The sequence below is a fragment of the Actinoplanes sp. NBC_00393 genome, assembly GCF_036053395.1.
Classification (GTDB): domain Bacteria; phylum Actinomycetota; class Actinomycetes; order Mycobacteriales; family Micromonosporaceae; genus Actinoplanes.
The window spans coordinates 6,647,355-6,668,447 of the sequence record NZ_CP107942.1 but is presented as its reverse complement, the minus strand read 5'-3'; the positions used below and the strand labels follow the sequence as shown (position 1 = coordinate 6,668,447).

The window sequence follows — 21,093 nt, the reverse complement described above, 5'->3', positions numbered from 1 at the left end:
CGCTGCATCGGGCTGGTCTTCCCCGGCCGGTGCCCGGCTCGAAACCGGGTGGCCGGCTGCCCGGATGGCATTCGCCCTGGTTGCCGGGCTGGTCACGCTTCCGCTGGTGGCCCTCGCCCTGCATGCGGCCGGCGAGCCGGTCCGTCCGGCGCCGCTGGTGGTCGGCGGCGCGGTGGCGGCCACGCTGCTGGGTGCGGTCGCACTTCTCCGAGAGCGGCTGCCTGCGACTCGCCCGAGCCGCAAGGCGGGCCCGGTCGGTCTGCCGGCCCAGCGCACGCCCGGCGGTACCGCCCCCAAAGCCTCCGGACCACAGCCTTCCTCAGCTTCCCCCGCTCCGGCTTCCCCGGCGCCAGCTTCTGCGGCTCCGACTTCTGCGGGTCCGGCATCCACGGCTCCGGCTTTCGCGCCCCATGCCTCCGGGGCTCCTGGTTCCGTGACCTCGGCGAGCCACCTCGTGAGTCCGGCAGCGTCGGGCGGCTCGCGCTTGGCGCGTATCGCCACCGGCTGCCAGACCGCCGCGGCGGTGACTGTGCCGGCCGCGTTGGCGCTTACCATCGGCGGATTCGCGGTGCGCGCTTACGTGTCGGCGCCGCATCCCGCCCAGCCCGGCTACCTGAGCGTGGCCCTCAACGGCTGGGCTGCGCAGATCGACCGTCCGGTGACCGTCCCGGCTCGCGGCCTCTCCGTCCCGGTCCGCGTCACGAGTTCCGGCCTCGACACCCTCAACACCGTGCTCCGGCTCCGCATCGGCGGCCAAGTGGTCAGCACCCGCCCGGTCACCGTAGCTGCTGAAACAGCACGTTCGATCACCGTGCGAGTCCCCGCGCTGCCCCCGGACGGCTGCCTGCGCGCCGTGCACATCAGCGTCGGCAAGATGGGTACCGGCTTCTACGCCCAGGCTGCGGCTGGGATGGCGGCGGTGCGGCCTGGCCTGCGGGGGCGCGCGGCGTGTTGATCACCGCTGCCCGGCGGCTGGCTGGGGACTCGCTGGCTCGCAACAGCCTGCTGATCATGGCGACCACGGTGATCAATGGCGGTCTCGGTTACTGCTTCTGGATGTTGGCTGCCCGGGCGGTGCCGACATGGCAGATCGGTACAGCGACCGCGCTCATCTCGGCCGCCACAGCGGTCAGCATGATCGCGAACCTGGGTGCCGGGCACATGTTCATCCAGCGGCTTCCGGCTGCGGGCGGCGACTGGTCCCGGATCGTCAGCGGTGGGTTGATCTTCGGTGCGCTGGCCACGGCGGCCGTTGCCACTGCCGGTGCGCTGGTTGCGCCCCGACTGGTGGAGAACTTCTCCTTCCTCTCCGGGTCCACCGGTCTCGCCGCTCTGACCTGCGCTGCGGTCGCGGTTACGGTGACCACCCTGCTGGACAACGTCTATGTGGCGCATCGGGCTGGGCGCGGAATGTTCGTACGCAATCTGGGTCTGGCTCTTGGCAAAATCGTCGCCCTGCTCGCCGTGGTGGCCATGGGATGGCACTCGGCCGGCGCCGTACTGATCTCCTGGACCCTGCCGATCCTGCTGGTCAGCGCTGTCACGATGATCGCCGGTCTGGGCCGGCTGCGGTCCGGCGCGCGGCTGCGTGCCGCCGGGATCGTGGCCGAGCTTCCGCATCTGCGTGCCGCCCTGACCGGCCATCACCTGATCAATCTCAGTCAGGCTGGTCCGGCGGCGCTGTTGCCCGTGATGGTCACCGCACGGCTGGGTGCGGATGCCAACGCGCATTTCTACCTGGCTTGGATGACCGCCTCGATGCTGTTCATGGTGTCGCCGGCGGTTGCCTCCGCCCTCTACGCGGAACGCACCAACGCGGCCCGGGTGAGCGTGACGCGCGCGGCCGTCGTGGTCGGCGCGGTCGTCGGTGGGCCGGGTGCCGTGCTGTTACTGGCCGGGGATCGGATTCTCGCGCTGTTCAGCGCCGGGTACGCGGACACCAGCGGCCTCCTGCTCAAGATCCTGGTGATCGCCGCGATCCCGGACGCGATCACGAACCTCGCGGTCGCGCACTGGCGTTCGCGGGGCGAGTTCCGGCGGTGCCGGCGCCTCAACATCGTCCGGGCCGGCGCGTGCCTGTCGCTGACCTGGCTGCTTCTGCCCGGTTGGGGCGTGACCGGCGCCGGGATCGCCTGGCTGACCGGCCAGACCGCGAGCGCCCTGCTCGTATTTCTGCTCGCGGCCACCAGCCGCCTCCGCCCGGCTGGCGCTGACGGCTGTTTCGGAGGTCGGGAAACAGCAGGGAGCGCCAGCCAGGCAAGCGCGGCTGTCACTGAGGGCTGTTTCGGAGGCCGGGAAACAGCAGTGAGCGCCAGCCAGGCAAGCGCGGCTGTCACTGACTGCTGCTTCGAAGGCCCGGAAGCAGCACTGGGTGACAGCCGGGGTGGGGCCGGCGGCGCGGAAGTGGGGCCGGCCGACCGCCGGGTGGAGCGGCACGAAGCCGGCGACGCGCCGGCGATCCGGAGGAGCCGATGAAGATCCTGCATCTGTCCAACCTCTACGCCCCGGTCATCGGCGGCCTGGAGCGCAGCATCGCCACCAGCGGCGAGGAGATGGTGCGGCGCGGCCACGAGATCACCGTGCTCACCCTGGCCACACCGAAAGCAACGGACGACGAGGAGATCAACGGAGTACGCGTACGCCGGGTCCGCAGTGTCGCCAACACCCTGCTGCCCAAGCTGAACAAGGATCCCGGCAAGCCGTTCCACCCGACCGTCCCGGATCCGCTGACCACCGCCGCGATCGCGCGCGTCCTGCGTACCGAACAGTTCGATCTGGTGCACAGCCACGACTGGCTGATGTACAGCTACCTCCCGCTGCACTTCGGCCGGAACGGGCTGCCGCATGTGCACACCGCGCATGATTTCGGGCTGACGTGCGTACGCAAGACTTTCTCCCGGAACGGCCGCCGGTGTGCCGGCCCCAGCCTGTCCCGGTGCCTGCCGTGCGCCTCGACCCAGTACGGCCGGCCGCGCTCCGCCGTCCTCACCGCCGGGCTGCGCGCGCACCGGCATCGCGGCATCGACTGCCTCACCGCGATCTCGTCGTCCGTGGCCGCCGCCCTGAACCTCGCGCGGCTCCCCGGCGAACTCCCGGTCCGGGTGCTGTCCAGCCTGGTCCCGGACGGCCTGGACGAGCTGGCCCGCGCCACACCCCGGCCGGACTGGCTGCCGGACCGGCCCTACCTGCTCTTCGTCGGACAGCTCGGCCCGCACAAGGGCATCGATGTGCTGTTCACCGCGTACCGAAGATTGGTTGACAGCTGGCCTGGCCCGGACCCGGCGCCCGCGCTGGTCTGTCTCGGCACCGCGCGTGACGACACCCCGCCGATCCCGCCCGGCGTGCTGGTCCGGCATGACGTGCCGCACGCGCAGGTGATGGCCGCCTGGCGCGGCGCCGCGGCCGGCGTGGTGCCGTCGCTGCTGGAGGGGATGGGCCAGGTCGCGGTCGAGGCGATGCTGGCCGGCGCGCCGCTGGTCGCCTCGGCGTCCGGCGGGCTGCTCGACGTGGTGCGCGACGAGGTGGACGGCCTGCTGGTGCCGCCGCGCGACCCGGACCGCCTGCACGACGCGCTGCTGCGCGTGCTCACCGACCAGGACCTGGCCGCGCGGCTGCGCACGGCCGGTCATCAGCGCGGGCTCGATTTCACCGCGGCCCGCGTCGTCCCCCAGATCGAGGAGGTCTACCGTGCCTGCATCGCTGCCCGGCGCTGAGCCGCGCGTCCTGGTCGTCGGCTCCGGCTGGCGGTTCCTGTCCGGGATCAGCTACTACACCTGCCGGCTGAGCAACGCGCTCAGCGGACGCTTCCAGGTGGGCACGATCCTGATGCGCCGGCTCCTGCCGGCCAGGCTCTATCCCGGGCGTGAGCGGGTCGGTCACTCTCTTGCCGACCTGCGTTACACCGATGGGGTACGCGTATTCGACGGCATCGATTGGTGGGCGCTCCCGAGCCTCGCCCGGGCCGTCGCTTTCCTGCGCGAGTTCCGGCCGGACGTCCTGGTGCTGCAGTGGTGGACCGGTGCGGTGCTGCACTCGTACCTGGTGCTCTGCCTGGCCGCCCGGTCGCTGGGGATCCGGGTGATCGTGGAGTTCCATGAGGTGCAGGACACCGGGGAGGCCCGGCACCAGTGGGCGACCCGCTACGTGAAGGCGTGCATCCGGCCGCTGCTGAAGCGCACCGACGGGGTGATCGTGCACTCGCGGTTCGATCAGGCGGCGCTGGCCGAGGCGTACGACCTGGGCGGGGTGCCGACCGAGGTGGCGTTGCACGGGCCGTTCGACCATCACGAGCCGGCGGCCCGGCGGCCCGGTCCGGACGGGGTCTGCCGGCTGCTGTTCTTCGGGACGATCCGGCCGTACAAGGGTCTCGAGGACCTGATCGAGGCGTTCGCGCAACTGGGGCCGGGCTATCACCTGACCGTGGTGGGGGAGACCTGGGAGGGCTGGACCCTGCCGGGGGAGTTGATCACCGACTCGCCGGTGCGGGACCGGATCACCTTCGTCAACCGGTACGTCGCGGACGTCGAGGTCAACGAGTACTTCGCGGCGGCGGACGTGGTGGTGCTGCCGTACCGGCGCAGTTCGGCCAGCGGGCCGTTGCACATCGCGATGAGCCACGGCCTGCCGGTGGTGGTGACCGCGGTGGGCGGCCTGGTCGAGGCCGCCGAGAGCTACAGCGGCACGGTGTTCGTGCCGGCCGGCGAGCCGGCGGAACTGCGGGCGGGTATCGAACGCGCCGCCGGCCTGGCCGGCCGGCGGCACGTCGATCCGTCTTCGTGGGAGCGTACGGTCGCCGCGTACGACCGCCTGCTGAACCGGATCGGGATCGCGACCGGGGCGCCTCAGGACGAGAGCGTCACGTCGTCGAACCAGACGGTTCCGGTGTTGTCGCCCGACTTGAGGTGAAGCTGGACGCTGGTGGCGCCGGCCGGCGCCACCGCGTCGACGGTGAGTTTCGTCCAGCCCGTGGTGCCGGTCTTCAACCGTGCCGACGTGGCCTGCCCGAGCCACTTGTCGTTGATGTCGAACCAGCTCAGCGCGATCTCGGTGATCCCGGTCGCGTTGCTGCCCCGGGCCCAGGCCGCGGCGTGCCAGCGCTGCCCGGCCTGGACCGGGCTGATCGGTGAGGTGCGCAGCGCGGGCAGGCCGCTGCTGGTCCGGGTGGTACGCGAGAAGCGGGCCGCCGTCGATCCGCTGTGCGCCACGTCGTCCACCAGGACAGCGGTGCCCAGTTGGGGCAGGTTGCTCTGCCACGGCGAGTTCTCCGGGGAGGCCTCGAAGTCGAGGTTCAGGATGTCGTCCTCGGCCAGGGCGCCGGTCGTCCACGCGCTGCGGACCACGTCGGCCGCGCGCTTCGCCGACCCGTCGGCCCGGAGCAGGCCGAACCGGTACTGCGCCGGCAGCTTCGACACCGCCGAGTTCGACGGGATCGCGCCGTCCCGGAAGTCGTACAGGGTCCACGGCGCGACCGAGTCCACGCCGGCGACCGCGGCCGCGCGGAACACCCGGGCCAGGTACGCCGCCTGGTCGCCCTCGCTGTGCGAGGTCGTGCTCAGACCGGTCTCGCCGATCACGATCGGGGCCGGGGCGACGGCGGCCTGCGCCTTGCGGATCTCGGCGAGCGCGCGTTCCGAGTTTCCGTAGAAGTGGAAGTCGTAGTAGTCCAGCGGGGTGGCGGCGAGCAGCGACTTGATCCGGGCCAGGCCGGCGGCACCGGTCTGGCCGTCGGTCGAGAGGGTCAGTGGGATCTCCGGTACGGCTGCGCGTACCACGGGGATCAGGTTGCGGACCCAGGTGACGGCGGCGGTGTCGGCCGGCTGGAATTCGTTCTTCAATTCGACGGCGAGCACCCGCGGGTCGTTCGCGTACGGGGTGAGCAGCGCTTTCACCCAGGCAGCGCTGCCGGCCGCGTCGCGGTAGCCGGCCCACCAGTCGAAGAGGGTGAGCTTGACGGTCAGGCCGTGGGCGTCGGCGATGCTGATGAACTTGCGGAGCCGCTCCGCGTACTCGGCCTTCGGGGTGGGGAAGCCGAACGACTGCGGGAACACGATGACCCGTACGTTGTCGGCGCCGAGCGCGGCGGCCTGCGCCAGGTCCGCGTCGATGCGGGCGGCGTCGAAGGACGTCCACATCGCCGACCAGCCGGCGTTCGACGGGTAGTAGTTGATGGTCCGGGCCTGCAGTGCCGCGTCGAGCCGGCTGTTCCGGGTGGCCACGACCTCACCCTGCACCTTCGCGACCGCGCCGGAGGTGGATCCGGGTCCGGGTGCGCTCGTACGGATGGCGGCCAGCGTCTCGGTGGCCGGCAGGGTGACGGCGAGCAGCAGCGAAGAGGCCAGAATCGCTGCACGTTTGCGTGCGGAGTTCACGGGGGCAGCCCTTCACAAGAGTTGCAATTCCAGTGGCACTCCTTTCGGTCGGACAGCTGGGCGCGGGCAGGGTTCGAATGGCTGCAGTGCGGTTGCGGCCGGTAGCGAAACGGGTGACCCGCTACGTTTCCCCGGCCGCGGCCGATGGTGCGCGCCCGGGCCGGAAGCGGCCCGACCCGGCCCGGCCGATGCGGGCCGGTGTCAGCCCGGGTAGTGCCGGGGTGTGTAGACCGCCGTGGTGCCGTCGCCGCGGGTGACCGCGCGGGTCTGCGACGAGCCGATGATCAGCAGGCAGCGCATGTCGACGGTGGCCGGGTCGAGGCCGGCCAGCGTGGTGACCCGCACCGACTCGGACGGGCCGCCGACGTCGCGGCCGACCACCACCGGGGTACGCCCGGCGCGGTGCCGCCGTAGCAGCTCGAGAGCGCGGACCAGCTGCTCGGTCCGGCTCTTCGACGCCGGGTTGTAGAGCGCGATCACCAGGTCGGCGGTGGCTGCCGCCTCCAGCCGGGTCTCGATCGCCGACCACGGCTTGAGCCGGTCGGAGAGCGAGAGGATGCAGAAGTCGTGCCCGAGCGGGGCGCCGGCCCGGCTCGCCACCGCCTGTGCCGCGGTCAGCCCCGGCACGACCCGGATCGGCACGTCTTTCCACTGGTCGTCCTCGGCGACCTCGAGCACCGCCGCGGCCATCGCGAAGACGCCGGGGTCGCCCGAGGACACCACGGCCACCCGGCGCCCGCGCTTCGCCAGGTCCAGCGCGAACGCGGCCCGCTCGGCCTCCACCCGGTTGTCCGAGGAGTGCCGGCGCTGCCGGGGGTTCGGCGGGACGCGGTCCACGTACGGCCCGTAGCCGATCAGGTCGTCGGCGGCGGCGAGTGCGGCCTGCGCCTCCGGGGTCAGCCAGTCACGGGAGCCGGGGCCGAGCCCGACCACGGTCACGCTGCCGGCGCCGGCCACGTGCTCGCCACCGGCCAGGACAGCGGCGTTCGCGCCCTCCAGGCTGATCATCGGGGCGGTGGCGGTCTTCTCGGCGCGCATCGCGGCGAGCCGCTTGGTGCTCACGAACTCGGTGCTGTGGTCGGTTTCAACAGCCGGCGCCGGGGCGCCGGCGAACGCGGCGGCCGCCGGGCTGGGCAGCAGGGCGAGCGAGAAGTACGGCACCGACTCCGGGTCGACCTCGCGCAGCGGGGCGGAGCGTTCCCGGTCGGTGGTGGCCCGCTCCACATACCACGCGTCGTCGATGCGGCCGGCCCGGTCCAGCGCCTCCCGGACGCCCTCGAACGTCCGGCCCAGCTTCATCACGGCGGCCGAGTCGGTCCCGGCGAGCCGGGTCGCCAGCTCGTCGGTGGAGAGGGTGCCGGGGAGCACGGTGAGCACCTCGTCGCGCTCCATCAGCGGCCGGCCGAGGACGGCGGAGGCGGCGCTGACCGAGGTGACGCCGGGGACGACGGTCGTCTCATACCGATCGGCGAGGCGTTTGTGCATGTGCATGTAGGAGCCGTAGAAGAACGGGTCGCCCTCGGCGAGCACCACCACGTCACGCCCGGCGTCCAGGTGCGCGGCGAGCCGGGCCGCGGACTCGGCGTAGAACTCGTCGATCGCGCCCTGATAACCGCCGGGGTGATCGGTGTTCTCCGTGGTCACCGGGTAGATCAGCGGCTCCTCGATCTGCCCGTCGTGCAGGAAGCCGGCCGCGATCGCCCGGGCGTTGCTGCGCCCGTGCCGGGCCGCGTGGTACGCCACCACGTCGGCCGAGCCGATCAGCCGGGCCGCCTTCACCGTGACCAGTTCGGGATCGCCGGGGCCCAGACCGACTCCGAAGAGCCGACCGGGCTGAACCACATCGTTCGTCATACCTATTCCGCTTCCGAGGCGAGGGCGTTCACCGCGGCTGCGGTGATGGCGCTGCCACCCCGGCGACCGCGGACGATCAGATGTTCCAGGCCGGACTCGGCCAGCGCTTCCTTGGACTCGGCCGCGCCGATGAAACCGACCGGGATGCCGAGCACCGCCGCCGGCCGGGGCGCGCCGGCCGCGACCATCTCCAGCAGCCGGAACAGCGCGGTCGGCGCGTTGCCGATGGCCACCACGGCGCCGCCCAGGCGGTCACCCCACAGGTCGAGCGCGGCGGCGCTGCGGGTGTTGCCGATCCGCTGCGCCAGCTCCGGGACGCCGGGTTCGCGTAGCGTGCAGATCACCTCGTTGGCCGCCGGCAGCCGGCTGCGGGTCACCCCGGACGCCACCATCTCGGCGTCGCACAGGATCGGGGCGCCGTCGAGCAGCGCCTTGCGGGCCGCGGTCACCACCCCTGGGCTGAACCGCACGTCCTCGACCAGGTCGACCATCCCGCAGGCGTGGATCATCCGGACCACCACCCGCGACACGTCGTCCGGCAGCCCACCCAGATCGGCCTCGGCCCGGATCGTGGCGAACGACCGCCGATAGATCTCAGCGCCGTCCCGCACGTACTCCATCAGGCCTCCCTCGCCGCTGCCACCACGTCCCCCAACTCCCGATCCACCACGTCCCGCCGATCTGGGCCGCTTCCGGCCGGGCCGCCGCCGGGCCTACGGCCGCCGGGCGCAGTCTTCCCGGAAGGAGGGGCCGCGGTCCTCGTCCTGCCGGGCGGAATGCCGGGGACGAAGGTCCCGTCCGCGATCCCGACCCCGCCTGGATCGAGGCCCATGCCGCTCGAGCCAAGATCATCTGTGGGTGCAGCGGACCCGGGAGCCGGTTGCCGAGTGACCCGGTAGCCGACGGCCGTCGCTTCGACGCGGACGTGCCGGCCCGCCGGGCTGCCGCAGGCCCGGCCGCAGCCCACCCAGTGCGCCGGCAGACCGTCGACGAAGCGGGATGTCGCGGTGGCGTCGGCACGCACGTCGGCCAGGGATTTCGCGCAGCCGGGCCGCCCGGCGCAGCTCGTCACGCCGACCCAGGGCGAGTCGGCCGCGGTCGGCAGGCCGGCCGCGACCAGGCGATCAGCCCACGCCTGTGCCGCGGGGCGCGCCAGATCGGGCACGACCACGCCGCGCCAGGGCGTCACCACCAGGTGGTCGGCCTCTTCCAAAACCCGCAACGGTACGCCACTGAGCTGCCCCAACGGCACCAGAGCGCCCACCGCGACGAGCCCGTCCGGCTGCTCCAGGAGACCGAGGTGATCACCCGGCTCGCACGCCTCGACCGGCACTGCCGCCGCCACGCCGGCCGGGGTCACGCCGAGCGCGGCAGCGACCCGCGCCGACACGCGGGCCGGACCGTCGGTGAGCTCCCGCAACCGCCAGGCCGCCGCGCCGTCGCCGCGCTGCGCCTCGCGCTCCGCCAGGAACCCGTGTGCCGCCGCGATCAACGCGGGAACGACCTGCTCAGCAGCGACCCGCAGACCGGTGTCGTGCCCGGCGAACCGCAACGCGAAGCGGCCGCCGGCCGGATCGGGGCGGCCCTCGATCGGCACCGCTGCCACGTCGGCTGCGAGCGGAACGTGACCGATCGCGAACAGGAACTTGCCGGGCAGTCGGGACAGGGCCGGATCGCCGCAGACGGCGGCGTCCAACGCGGACACGAGTGCCCGGGACGGCGATTTTTGAAGTGGCGGCGACGCGATGTTCCGTACCCCATCGTGGGTTGTGGAAGGCAGCAGCCCGGCCGCGCGCAAGCCGGCCGCCAAGGTCTCCGTGTGCTCCGCCGGCACTGCTCTGATCTGCAGGTTTGCCCGGGACGTCAGCTCCAGCCGGCCGTCGCCGTGGCGCTCGGTCAGCTCGCGCAGCGAGCGCAGCTGAGCGCCGGTCAGCATGCCCCCGGGCAGCCGGACCCGCGCCAGCAGCCCGTCGGCCGCGGCATGCAGCCGCAGCGCGCTCGGGCAGGCGTCGACGTCCGACGATCGGGGGGAGACCACGGCCCGGATACTACGGGCGGGCACCGACAGAACCGCATCCTCGGGTCGGCAGAGTCACACATCCGCCTATTACCGATGTCGAGTAGCGTGTGCCGGAAAAGCGGCGACGCCGCGGAGGAAGCCGGTGCGAGTCCGGCGCGGTCCCGCCACTGTCACCGAGATCTTCTCGGGAGCCAGGAACTCCGGTCGCCGTGATCTCTACTACCCGGGGCGCGGACCCCGAGGGGGAGCGCACGCGTGTTCTTGCTGCTGTCGACGTCCGACACCGACCTGCTCAGCGCCCGTGCCAGCGGTTCCGCCTGGCGCCTGGCGAATCCGGCCCGGACCGGGGTCACCGATCTGCCCGCCCTGCTCGACGGCGTCGATCTCGTGGTGGTGCGCATCCTCGGCGGCCGCCGGGCCTGGGAAGAGGGCCTGGACGCGCTGCTCGCCGGTGACGTGCCGGTGGTCGTGCTCGGCGGCGAGCAGGCGCCGGACGCCGAGTTGATGAAGCTCTCCACGGTTCCCGCCGGGGTCGCGGCCGACGCGCACACCTACCTGGCGCAGGGCGGCCCGGAGAATCTCACCTCGCTGCACGACTTCCTCTCCGACACGGTGCTGCTGACCGGCAACGGCTTCGCGCCGGCGGTCGAGAGCCCGCAGTGGGGAGTGCTGCCCCGACTCTCCGTTTCCGGAACGCCGACGGTGGCGGTGCTCTACTACCGGGCTCACCACATGGCCGGCAACACCGCGTTCGTCGAGACGCTCTGCCAGGCCATCGAGGCCAAGGGTGGGCAGGCGCTGCCGATCTTCACGGCGTCGTTGCGTACCGCGCCGCCCGAGCTGCTCGCCGAGCTGCGCAAGGCGGACGCCCTGGTGGTGACCGTGCTGGCGGCCGGCGGCACCAAGCCGGCGACCGTGGGCGCCGGCGGGGACGACGAGGCCTGGGACGTCGGGGTCCTCGCCGACCTGGACGTGCCGATCCTGCAGGGGCTCTGCCTGACCAGCTCACGGGCGGTGTGGGAGGCGAGCGACGACGGGCTGTCGCCGCTGGACGCGGCGACGCAGGTGGCCATCCCGGAGTTCGACGGGCGGATCATCACGGTGCCGTTCTCGTTCAAGGAAATCGATCCGGACGGGCTGTCGGTCTACGTGGCCGACGCGGAGCGGGCCGCTCGGGTGGCGGGGATCGCGGTGGCCCACGGCCGGCTCCGTCACGTGCCGCCGGTGAAGCGCCGGATCGCGTTGATGCTCTCCGCCTATCCGACCAAGCACTCGCGGATCGGCAACGCGGTCGGTCTGGACACCCCGGCCTCGACGGTTGCCCTGCTGGCCGCGCTGAAGGAGCGCGGCTATCGGATCGGCGATTTCGACTCCTATGACGGTGACGCCCTCATTCACACGCTGATCGCGGCGGGTGGTCAGGACCCGGACTGGCTGACCGAGGAGCAGCTCGCCGGCAATCCGGTCCGCATCCCCGGCGTTGCGTACAAGTCCTGGTTCGACACCCTGCCGGCGGACTTCCGGGAGAGCGTGGAGCAGCACTGGGGCCCGCCGCCCGGCGAGCTGTACACCGACGGCGGCGACATCGTGCTGGCCGCGCTGCGCGACGAGAACATCGTGGTCATGGTGCAGCCGCCGCGTGGGTTCGGTGCGAACCCGGTGGCGATCTACCACGACCCGGATCTGCCGCCCTCGCATCACTACCTGGCGGCGTACCGGTGGCTGGCCGACGACTTCGGCGCGCACGCGGTGGTGCACGTGGGCAAGCACGGCAACCTGGAGTGGCTGCCGGGCAAGAACGTCGGCATGTCCGCTTCGGACGGGACCGACGCGGCGCTCGGTGATCTGCCGCTGATCTACCCGTTCCTGGTGAACGACCCGGGCGAGGGTACGCAAGCCAAGCGCCGGGCGCACGCCACGCTGGTCGACCACCTCATCCCGCCGATGGCGCGCGCCGAGTCGTACGGGGACATCGCCCGCCTCGAGCAGCTGCTCGACGAGCACGCGAACATCGCGGCCATGGACCCGGCGAAGCTGCCGGCGATCCGGGCCCAGATCTGGACGCTGATCCAGGCCGCCAAGATGGACCACGACCTCGGCCAGGCGAACCGTCCGGACGACGAAGAGTTCGAAGACTTCATCATGCACATCGACGGATGGCTGTGTGAGGTCAAGGACGTGCAGATCCGGGACGGGCTGCACGTGCTGGGCGCGGCGCCGGAGGGCGAGGCGCGGATCAACCTGGTCCTCGCGATGTTGCGGGCGCGGCAGATGTGGGCCGGTCAGGTGGCTGCGCTGCCGGGCCTGCGGGAGGCGCTGGGCCTCGCCGAGGGCGCGTCCGTCGCGGAGACCGACGCGATTGAGGCGCAAGCCCGAGCGTTGGTGACGGCCATGGAGGAGCGCGGCTGGCCCGAATCCAACATTTCTGATCTGTCGGATAACGCGGATGTGCTCCGCGTGCTGGAGTTCGCCGCCCGCGAGGTGGTTCCCCGGCTCGCCCGGACCACTGACGAGCTGACCAACGTGCTCCATGCCCTGGACGGCGGCTACGTCCCGGCCGGCCCCAGCGGCTCCCCGCTGCGCGGCCTGATCAACGTGCTGCCCACCGGCCGCAACTTCTACTCGGTCGACCCGAAGGCCATCCCCAGCGCCCTCGCCTGGGAGACCGGCCAGGCCATGGCCGAGTCACTGCTGAACCGCTACCGGACCGACTACGGCGACTGGCCGCGCTCGGTCGGTCTCTCCGCCTGGGGTACCAGCGCGATGCGGACGGCCGGTGACGACATCGCCGAGATCCTGGCGCTGATCGGCGTCCGGCCGGTCTGGGACCCCGCGTCGCGGCGGGTCACCGGTCTGGAAGCGATCACGGCCGAGGAGCTGGGCCGTCCCCGGGTCGACGTGACGGTCCGCATCTCCGGCTTCTTCCGGGACGCGTTCCCCCACGTGGTGGCGATGCTCGACGACGCGTTCCAGCTGGTCGCCGGGATCGACGAACCGGACAACTACGTCCGCGAGCACGCGCTGCGCGACCAGGAGTCGCACGGCGACTGGCGGCGGGCGACCACGCGGATCTTCGGGTCCCGGCCCGGGGCGTACGGCGCCGGCATCCTGCCGCTGCTCGACAGCCGCAACTGGCGGGACGACGCCGACCTGGCCGAGGTGTACGCGGTGTGGGGCGGGTTCGCCTACGGCCGCGGCCTGGACGGCGTGCCTGCGCGACCGGACATGGAGAACGCGTACCGGCGGATCGACGTCGCGGCCAAGAACATCGACACCCGCGAGCACGACATCGCCGACTCCGACGACTACTTCCAGTACCACGGCGGCATGATCGCCACGGTGCGTGCGCTGACCGGGCGCGCGCCCGCGGCGTACATCGGCGATTCCACCAACCCGGACCAGGCACGCACCCGCAGCCTGACCGAGGAGACCGCGCGGATCTTCCGGGCGCGGGTGGTCAACCCGCGCTGGATCGCCGCCATGCGGCGGCACGGCTACAAGGGCGCGTTCGAGCTGGCCGCGACGGTCGACTACCTCTTCGGGTACGACGCGACGGCCGGCGTGGTGACCGACTGGATGTATGAGCAGCTGGCCGCGAGTTACGTGCTCGACGCGGAGAACCAGGAGTTCATGAAGCAGTCGAACCCCTGGGCTCTGCACGGGATCACCGAACGCCTGCTGGAGGCGGCCGACCGCAAGCTCTGGGACTCCCCATCACCTGAGACGCTGGCGGCACTCCAGCAGCTCTACCTGGAGACCGAGGGCGACCTGGAGGACGGCTCGGCCTCCTGACGCTCAGCCCCAGCTCTGCGGCGCCTGCTGCCGGGTCGCCGCGTTGATCCGGTTGAAGAAGTTGGTGGTGGCGATCCACAGCACGAGCGCCCCCAGCTGCGGCTCGGTGTAGTGCTTCGCGGCGGCGTCCCAGATCTCGTCCGGCACGGCGTCGGCCCGGTCGGCGAGCCGGGTCGCCGCCTCGGCCAGCGCGAGGGCGGCCCGTTCGGCGTCGGTGAAGTAGGTCGTCTCCCGCCAAGCCGCCACCGCCCACAGCCGCTCCTCGGTCTCGCCGTTCTTCTTCGCGCTCCGGGCCCCCGAGTCCACGCAGACACTGCATCCGTTGATCTGGCTGGCCCGCAGGTGGACCAGTTCCAGGGTGGCGTTCGGTACGCCGGCCGAGTGCGCCTCCTTGTACAGCAGGTTGACCGCCTTCATGATGTCCGCCGAGGCCGAGCTGGTGATTCGAGCCTGCATGACTGTCTCCTCGTCACATCGGTGTGTTCGCATCCGTCGGTGGGGTGACGGGCCCGATCGGGGCGATGTGACGAATGTGACGGGGGTCACTTCATGTATGAGGATGTGCTGGCCGAACGCTTCGAGGCGAACCGGTCGCGGCTGCGGGCGGTGGCGTACCGGATGCTCGGCTCGGCGGCCGAGGCGGACGACGCGGTGCAGGAGGCGTGGTTCCGGCTGAGCCGTGCCGACGCCGGCTCGGTGGACAACCTGAGCGCCTGGCTGACCACCGTGGTCGGCCGGATCTGCCTCGACATGCTGCGCTCCCGGGCCTCGCGCCGGGAGGACCCGGAGGTTCCGGACACGGTCGCGTCCACCCCCGGACCGGAGGACGAGGCCCTGCTGGCCGACTCGGTCGGCGTGGCCCTGCTCGTGGTGCTCGAGACGCTCACCCCGACCGAGCGGCTGGCGTTCGTGCTGCACGACCTGTTCGCCGTCTCGTTCGAGGACATCGCGGTGGTGGTGGGCCGCAGCCCGGCCGCCGCGCGACAGCTGGCCAGCCGGGCCCGCCGCCGGGTGCAGGGCGGCGCCCCGTCCGAGCCGGAAGCCGCACGCAAGCGGGCGATCGTCGAGGCGTTTCTGGCGGCGGCCCGGGGCGGCGACATGGCGGGGCTGCTCACCATCCTCGACCCGGACGTGGTGGTCCGCGGCGACGAGACCGCCGCGCGGATGGCCGACCGGGGTGAGACGCGCGGCGCCGAAGTGGTGGCCCGGTTCTTCGCCGGACGGGCACAGGCCGCGGTCCCGGCCTACCTCGACGGCGTGCCCGGCGCTGTGGTGATGGTCGGCGAGACGATCCGCCTGACACTCGTCTTCGACATCACCGGCGATCGGGTCACCGGCATCTTCACGGTCGCCGATCCGGACGAGCTGGCTCGTACGGAGGTGACCCTCTGATCCGGTTGCCCCGGGGTGTGCCCGGCTTTCGGTTGCCCCGGGGTGCGGCCGGCCTTCGAATTTCGGTTGCCCGGGCGTGCTCGGCCGGACAGGCTGAGCCGATGATCGTGCAGCGGGAGACTCCGGGCCGGGAAGCGGCCATTCACGCGGTGACGCTGGCCGCCTTCGGGCAGCCGATGGAGGCCGGCCTCGTCGACCAGCTCCGAGCTGACGAGGGCTGGATTCCACAGCTATCCCTGGTGGCGCTCGACGGTGACGCCGTGATCGGGCACGTCGCCTGCACCCGGGCCCGGCTGGGCGGCGAGCCCGCCCTGGGCCTGGGCCCGCTCAGCGTCCATCCGGACCATCAGAAGCGCGGCGTGGGATCCGCGCTGGTGCACGCGGTCCTGGGCGGGGCCGACGCGCTCGGCGAGCCGATCGTGGTGCTGCTCGGCAACCCGGCCTACTACTCCCGGTTCGGGTTCCGGCTCGCCGCCGAGTACGGGATCACGCCCCCGGTGGCCGAGTGGGCGCCGCACTTCCAGGCGCGCCCCCTCACCACCTATCAGCCGTCGCTGCGGGGCGACTTCGTCTACTCGGAGCCGTTCAACCGGCTCTGACGCCGCAGCAGGTAGGTATCCATGATCCAGCCGTGCTGCTCGCGCGCCGCGGTCCGCCGCTCGACGATCCCGTCACCCACCTCGGCCACCGTGCCCGCCGCGAGCAGCTCGTCCTCGGTGCTGACATAGGCGCCCCAGTAGATCTCCGCCTCCGGGTATTTCGTGAACGCCTGCTGCGCGTCCAGCATCACGACCACGTCGTCCACCCCCTCCGGCCAGCCCTCGGCGAGCCGCCGCCCGGTGGTCACCTGGACCGGCTGCCCGACCCGGTTCAGCCCGATCCGGTGCTTGGCGGCGAGCGCGGAGACACTGCTGATGCCGGGGATCACCTCGTACTCGAAGGTGGTCGCGCCGCGCGCCAGGATCTCCTCCAGGATCGCGATCGTCGAGTCGTAGAGCGACGGGTCGCCCCAGACCAGGATCGAGCCGATCTCGTCGTCCTTGAGGTGCTCGGTGATCAGCTCCTCGACGACCAGCGAACGGCGATGCCGCCAGTCGGCGATCGTCCCGGTGTAGTCGGCGGGCGTGCGGTCCCGGTCGGGGTCGCGGCCCTCGACGATCCGCTTCCGCGGATGCGAGTAGCCGCGGATGATCCGCTCCCGCAGGTCGATCAGGCTCTGCTTGGCCTCACCCTTGTCCAGAAGGAAGAACACATCGGTACGGCCGATCGCCTTCGCCGCCTGCAGGGTCAGATGGTCCGGGTCGCCCGCGCCGATCCCGACTACATAGATCTTCCGCACGTCTTGAAGTCTGCCTGGCCCGGCCGCCGGGCCCGCCCCCGGGGCCGCATGCCGGGCGGGCGAGCCGGCGTCAGTCGGGCAGGATGGGAACCGACGGGTGCAGGTCACGGCCCACCATGTCGGCCCGGCGCAGGGCACCCGAACCGAAGCGGTCGCGGATCTTGTCGACAGCGGCGTCCAGGCCGTCGTTGCCGGGGCTGTCGAACGGGAACTCCAACTGCACGTTCCCCTCGCCGTCGAGGTTGCTGACCGCCACACCGACCAGCGTCAGACCCCGCTCCTCGATCAGGAGCCTTGCCTCGCGCAGGAGCTCCTCCGCCGTACGCAGAATGGCCCCGGTCTGCATGGTCGCCTTCAGCAGGCTGCGTGACCGGGTGGCCCGGGTGAAGTCGCCGAACCGCAGCCGGACAGTGACCGTGCGCCCGGCCCGGTGTGCCTTGCGCATCCGGTGCGTCACCCGGTCGACTAGCGCCGCGAGGGTCGCCTCCACCTCGGTGAACGGTCGCTCGCGGCGGCCCAGGGCACACTGCGCGCCGATCGAGCCGCGCCGGTGACCGGTCCGCACGCGGCGGGGGTCGCGGTTGTGCGCGAGGGCGTGCAGGTGCCGGCCGGCGCCCGGCCCGAGCATGGCGACCAGGGCGGCCTCGCCGATCCGGGCGACGTGCCCGACCGTGTGGATCTGCCGATCCCGCAGTTTCGCCGCGGTGACCGGGCCGACGCCCCACAGCTTCTCCACCGGCAGGGGGTGCAGGAACGCCAGCTCCTCGCCGGGCGGCACGACGAGCAGGCCGTCCGGCTTGCCGGCCCCGCTGGCCACCTTGGCCAGGAACTTCGTGCCGGCCACACCGACCGTGATCGGCAGCCCGGCCTGCTCCCGGACGTCCGCACGGAGCCGCTCGGCGATCTCGACCGGGCTGCCGCGGATCTTGCGAAGGCCGTCGACGTCGAGGAACGCCTCGTCGATGGAGAGCGGCTCGACGATCGGGGTGGTGTCGTGGAAGATCGCGAAGACCTGCTTGCTGGCCGCCGAATACGCCGACATGCGGGGTGGCACCACGATCGCGTGCGGGCAGAGCGCCCGAGCCTGACTCAGGCTCATCGGCGTGCGCACCCCGAAGGCCTTCGCCTCGTAGCTGGCGGCGAGCACGACCCCGCCGCCGACCAGCACGGGCCGGCCACGCAGCGCCGGATCGTCGCGCTGCTCGACCGACGCGTAGAACGAGTCGAGATCGGCGTGCAGGACCACGCGCGCCAGCTTAGTACACATGTTCGAGGGAATCACGCGGTGGGATTTTCGGTTTCTCGGCTTGAGTCACCCACGCTCAAGTCTCAGGAGCCACCACCATGTTGCTCAGCACTCCGACCGTCCGGGAGCTGGAGCGCCTCACCGCGCGCGTCTTCGCCACCCGCGACACCGGCGCCCGGCTCGACGCGTACCGCGAGGACGACACGTTTGTCATCGACATCGACCTGCCCGGCGTGGACCCGGCCTCGATCGACATCACCGTGGACGACAAGGTGCTGACCGTCCGGGCCGAACGCAAGCGCGCACTCGTCGTCGCCGAGCGCCCGATGGGCACCGTCGCCCGGCAGGTGTTCCTCTCCGCGAAGCTGGACACCGACCGGCTCGACGCCCGCTACGACGACGGCGTCCTGACCCTGTCGATCCCGGTCCTCCCGCAAGACCTCGCTCAGTGATCGAACTGCAGCCAGTTGATATTGACGAACTCGCTGTCGTCGGTGGTCGTGAACGTGACGAAGACGGTGTGCACGCCGGTCACCGGCTCCAGCGCGGCGGAGACGGTCTGCCAGTTCTGCCAGCCGCCGGTGTTCACCACGGAGACCTCGCCGACCGGCGGGTTGTCCTTGCTGTCCAGGCGGAACTGAACCCGGCCGGCGACACTCGCGGCGGACGACAGGCGTACCCGGGCCTTGACCGCCGGCACCTCACCGAAGTCGAAGTTGTCGAACCGCAGGTGATCGTTGCGGGTGATCCAGCCGACGTTCTTGCCGCCGCCCTCGTCCGAGGTGTCCTCACTCTCGATGCCGGCCAGCTCGGTCGCCGACTCGGCCTGCAGCACCGCGTACTCCACCTTCCGCGGTTCCTCCGTGGTGGGCGGGGCGGCCGGCGTCTGTGTCTGTGCCGGCGTCGAGATGACCACCACGGGTGGGGCGGAGACCGCGGCCGGGGTGTCCTGCCACCGGCCGATCAGGTAGCCCAGCAGCACCAGGCCGACGCCGCCGGCGGCGGTCAGCGCCCGGCGGCGGTTCGTCCAGGAACGGGTCCGGTACACGGTCGGAGATCGCGGGTCCACCGGACCAGGGTAATCAGTCGATCTCCCGGCATCCTCGGCACCGCAGTCCCAATGATCAACTTCGGCCCGACCTGGCGCTGATCATCTTCGGCCCGGGCTCGCTGATCACCTTCGGCTCGGGCTCGCGGTGATCAACTTCGGCCCGGTGCCAGGGCGGTGAGCACCTCCTCGCCGAGCGCCGCCGCAGTCGCCGGATCCGCGTCCGGCCCGCCGATCCGCGGATCCCAGTTCGGCTCGTAGAACAGCTCGGTCGCGCCGGCCTCGGCGTACCGTTGCGCCCCTTCTCTGATCTGCTCCCAACTCCCGGACAGCGGAATCGCCTCATCCCGCTCGCCCGCCTGCACCACGCCGCGCACCACGATCCTCACCGCGCCCGGGTCACGGCCGGCCTTCTCCGCCGCCTCGCGGACGATCTTCGCGCCCCGCGCAATCTCCGGCAGGCTCGCCCGGCTGCTGCTCACCCAGCCGGCTGCCAGCCGCCCGGCCCGCCGCAACGCCACCTCCGCACCACCGCCGAGCAGCACCGGCGGCCCACCCGGCTGCACCGGCGCCGGCGCCATCCGGCTCGGCGGAACCCGGTAGAACCGCCCCTCGAACTCCCCCTCACCCTGGGAGAAATGCGCCGCCAGCGCCGCCAGGTACTCCTCGGTGCGCGGCCCCCGCGGATTCGGATCCGATCCGGTCGCCACGAACTCCGGCTCCGACCACCCGGTCCCCAGCCCCAGATCGAACCGCCCACCGGACAACACATCCAGGCTGCCCACCTGCTTAGCCAGGTAGGCCGGCGCCACATAGGGCAGGTTGATCACCGACACCCCGAGCCGAATCCGGGTGGTGATGGCCGCCGCCCACGTCAGCGCAACCATCGGATCAAGCACGCTGTGATAGATCGGCGCTATCTCCTGTCCGCGACCGATCAGCAGCCGCTGGAACGCCCACAGCCCGTGATACCCACCCGCCTCGGCTCGCTGCGCGATCCTCGTCAGCGTCTCCGGCCGCGCCCAGGCACCCGACACCGGCAATCCGAAACTGATCAACATCCAGAAAACCTATCCCTTGTACGGGTCGACGAAGAGTCCCGCCAAGCCGCGCGACCCAGGCCCAACGCAAGGCCGCCCAGCGACCGCCGGGCTGAAGCATCTCCACCAGCTCACCCCAGCCGCGTTCTACCGCCGCCTCAGCCCTCCAAAGCAACGTCGGCCATCAGCCGATCACCCTCAGCTGTCACCGACCGCTGCTTCAGCGGCCGGGAGGCAGCGTTGGCTGTCAGCTGGTCGTCTCGGCTGTCGCTGGGTGCTGCTTCGACGGCCGGGAGGCAGCGTTGGCTGTCAGCTGGTCGTCTCGGCTGTCGCTGGGTGCTGCTTCGACGGCCGGGAGGCAGCGTTGGCTGTCAGCTGGTCGTCTCGGCTGTCGCTGGGTGCTGCTTCGGCGGCCGGGAGGCAGCGTTGGCTGTCAGCTGGTCGCCTCGGCTGTCGCTGGGTGCTGCTTCGGGGCCCAGGTGACGGGCCGGATGTTAGGGGTAGATGCGGGTGGGGGTGATCAGCACTGCTGCCCGGCGCTCCTTGACCATGGTGCGGTCGTAGGTATCCCAGTCGTCGTGGGTACCGCCGGCGGCCGTGAAGATCTCGCGCAGCAGCAGCCGGAGCCGCTCCGCGTCCAGCCAGGGCTGCGGATCGTCGGGCCCGGCCAACAGAGCTGTTCCTTCGACGGTCGCGTACTGCCAGCCGTTACGGAACGCCACGGCCAACTGTGGTCGCTCCCGCAGATTGCGCTGCTTGACCGCCCCGACCGCGACGAACGCCAGCACCGGCGCCCCGTCCGCAGGGCTGTTGATCAACCCGGTATTGACCAGCGTCGACTGCACGGTCAGATCCGCCCGGACGGTCGACACGATCGCCAGCCCGGACTCACCCCGGCTCAACTCCCAAGCGTCCTCAAGCGAACCCACACCGCGACCCTACGCGCCCCAACCACCCCGCCACACTCCCAAACCGCCCGGTCTCCGGCCGCTAT

General features: G+C 71.7%; 18 protein-coding genes and 1 riboswitch. Of the genes, 8 read left to right on the top strand and 10 right to left on the bottom strand.

What is annotated here, in order from left to right; genetic code table 11:
• The first annotated feature begins 433 nt into the window (after positions 1–433).
• The 4 genes from OHA21_RS30895 to OHA21_RS30880 are packed head-to-tail and all read left to right on the top strand — an operon-like array spanning position 434 to position 4,905.
• Positions 434–955, top strand: a complete 522-nt coding sequence (locus OHA21_RS30895) for a hypothetical protein (protein ID WP_328460843.1) — start codon at positions 434–436, stop codon at positions 953–955.
• Positions 949–2,475 carry a lipopolysaccharide biosynthesis protein gene (locus OHA21_RS30890; protein ID WP_328460842.1) on the top strand — a complete coding sequence of 509 codons (1,527 nt, stop codon included), beginning with the start codon at positions 949–951 and terminating at the stop codon, positions 2,473–2,475. The genes OHA21_RS30895 and OHA21_RS30890 overlap by 7 nt, the downstream gene beginning before the upstream one ends.
• Positions 2,472–3,713: a glycosyltransferase family 4 protein gene (locus OHA21_RS30885; protein WP_328460841.1), complete on the top strand. Its 1,242-nt coding sequence runs from the start codon at positions 2,472–2,474 to the stop codon at positions 3,711–3,713. Before OHA21_RS30890 ends, OHA21_RS30885 begins: the two co-directional genes overlap by 4 nt.
• Complete coding sequence (locus OHA21_RS30880) at positions 3,688–4,905, top strand: glycosyltransferase (protein ID WP_328460839.1); 1,218 nt, start codon at positions 3,688–3,690, stop codon at positions 4,903–4,905. Before OHA21_RS30885 ends, OHA21_RS30880 begins: the two co-directional genes overlap by 26 nt.
• Here the strand turns inward: OHA21_RS30880 and OHA21_RS30875 are convergent.
• The 4 genes from OHA21_RS30875 to OHA21_RS30860 form a co-directional block, all read right to left on the bottom strand.
• Positions 4,842–6,368, bottom strand: a complete 1,527-nt coding sequence (locus tag OHA21_RS30875) for a cellulase family glycosylhydrolase (RefSeq protein WP_328460837.1) — start codon at positions 6,366–6,368, stop codon at positions 4,842–4,844. The two genes, OHA21_RS30880 and OHA21_RS30875, sit on opposite strands and share 64 nt — an antisense overlap.
• 201 nt (positions 6,369–6,569) lie before the next feature.
• Positions 6,570–8,222 (bottom strand): precorrin-2 C(20)-methyltransferase, encoded by a 1,653-nt coding sequence (locus OHA21_RS30870; protein ID WP_328460835.1) that lies wholly within the window; start codon positions 8,220–8,222, stop codon positions 6,570–6,572.
• 2 nt (positions 8,223–8,224) lie between these two features.
• Entirely contained in the window at positions 8,225–8,842 is a 618-nt protein-coding gene (locus tag OHA21_RS30865; RefSeq protein ID WP_328460833.1) for a precorrin-8X methylmutase, read from the bottom strand.
• Entirely contained in the window at positions 8,842–10,260 is a 1,419-nt protein-coding gene (locus OHA21_RS30860) for a precorrin-3B synthase (protein WP_328460831.1), read from the bottom strand. Before OHA21_RS30860 ends, OHA21_RS30865 begins: the two co-directional genes overlap by 1 nt.
• Positions 10,261–10,336: 76 nt before the next feature.
• Positions 10,337–10,461, top strand: a riboswitch (cobalamin riboswitch).
• A 36-nt stretch (positions 10,462–10,497) separates the two neighbouring features.
• Here OHA21_RS30860 and cobN point away from each other — a divergent pair.
• A complete protein-coding gene (gene cobN, locus OHA21_RS30855; protein WP_328460829.1) occupies positions 10,498–14,034 on the top strand; it encodes a cobaltochelatase subunit CobN in 3,537 nt (1,178 codons plus the stop codon).
• A 3-nt stretch (positions 14,035–14,037) separates the two neighbouring features.
• Here cobN and OHA21_RS30850 read toward each other — a convergent pair whose 3' ends face one another.
• Entirely contained in the window at positions 14,038–14,490 is a 453-nt protein-coding gene (locus OHA21_RS30850) for a carboxymuconolactone decarboxylase family protein (RefSeq protein ID WP_328460827.1), read from the bottom strand.
• 93 nt (positions 14,491–14,583) lie between these two features.
• Between OHA21_RS30850 and OHA21_RS30845 the strand changes: the two genes are divergently transcribed.
• Both OHA21_RS30845 and OHA21_RS30840 read left to right on the top strand, forming a co-directional pair.
• A complete protein-coding gene (locus OHA21_RS30845; protein ID WP_328460825.1) occupies positions 14,584–15,426 on the top strand; it encodes a sigma-70 family RNA polymerase sigma factor in 843 nt (280 codons plus the stop codon).
• A gap of 101 nt (positions 15,427–15,527) precedes the next feature.
• Complete coding sequence (locus tag OHA21_RS30840; RefSeq protein ID WP_328460823.1) at positions 15,528–16,025, top strand: GNAT family N-acetyltransferase; 498 nt, start codon at positions 15,528–15,530, stop codon at positions 16,023–16,025.
• On the opposite strand, the gene cobF is transcribed toward OHA21_RS30840, so the two are convergent.
• Both cobF and dinB read right to left on the bottom strand, forming a co-directional pair.
• On the bottom strand, positions 15,998–16,765 hold the full coding sequence (gene cobF / locus OHA21_RS30835) for a precorrin-6A synthase (deacetylating) (RefSeq protein ID WP_328460821.1): 768 nt from the start codon (positions 16,763–16,765) through the stop codon (positions 15,998–16,000). The two genes, OHA21_RS30840 and cobF, sit on opposite strands and share 28 nt — an antisense overlap.
• 70 nt (positions 16,766–16,835) lie before the next feature.
• Positions 16,836–18,032 (bottom strand): DNA polymerase IV, encoded by a 1,197-nt coding sequence (dinB, locus tag OHA21_RS30830; RefSeq protein WP_328460819.1) that lies wholly within the window; start codon positions 18,030–18,032, stop codon positions 16,836–16,838.
• Between the two features lie 77 nt (positions 18,033–18,109).
• Between dinB and OHA21_RS30825 the strand changes: the two genes are divergently transcribed.
• Positions 18,110–18,463: an Hsp20/alpha crystallin family protein gene (locus tag OHA21_RS30825; RefSeq protein WP_328460817.1), complete on the top strand. Its 354-nt coding sequence runs from the start codon at positions 18,110–18,112 to the stop codon at positions 18,461–18,463.
• Here OHA21_RS30825 and OHA21_RS30820 read toward each other — a convergent pair.
• The 3 genes from OHA21_RS30820 to OHA21_RS30810 all read right to left on the bottom strand — a co-directional run bounded on the left by OHA21_RS30820 (position 18,457) and on the right by OHA21_RS30810 (position 21,028).
• Complete coding sequence (locus OHA21_RS30820; RefSeq protein ID WP_328460815.1) at positions 18,457–19,080, bottom strand: carbohydrate-binding protein; 624 nt, start codon at positions 19,078–19,080, stop codon at positions 18,457–18,459. The genes OHA21_RS30825 and OHA21_RS30820 overlap by 7 nt on opposite strands.
• A gap of 131 nt (positions 19,081–19,211) precedes the next feature.
• Positions 19,212–20,120, bottom strand: coding sequence for a TIGR03619 family F420-dependent LLM class oxidoreductase (locus tag OHA21_RS30815; protein ID WP_328460813.1), 909 nt, complete (start codon positions 20,118–20,120; stop codon positions 19,212–19,214).
• Positions 20,121–20,593: 473 nt separating this feature from the next.
• Positions 20,594–21,028: a TIGR03618 family F420-dependent PPOX class oxidoreductase gene (locus OHA21_RS30810; RefSeq protein ID WP_328460811.1), complete on the bottom strand. Its 435-nt coding sequence runs from the start codon at positions 21,026–21,028 to the stop codon at positions 20,594–20,596.
• Between the last annotated feature and the right edge of the window lie 65 nt (positions 21,029–21,093).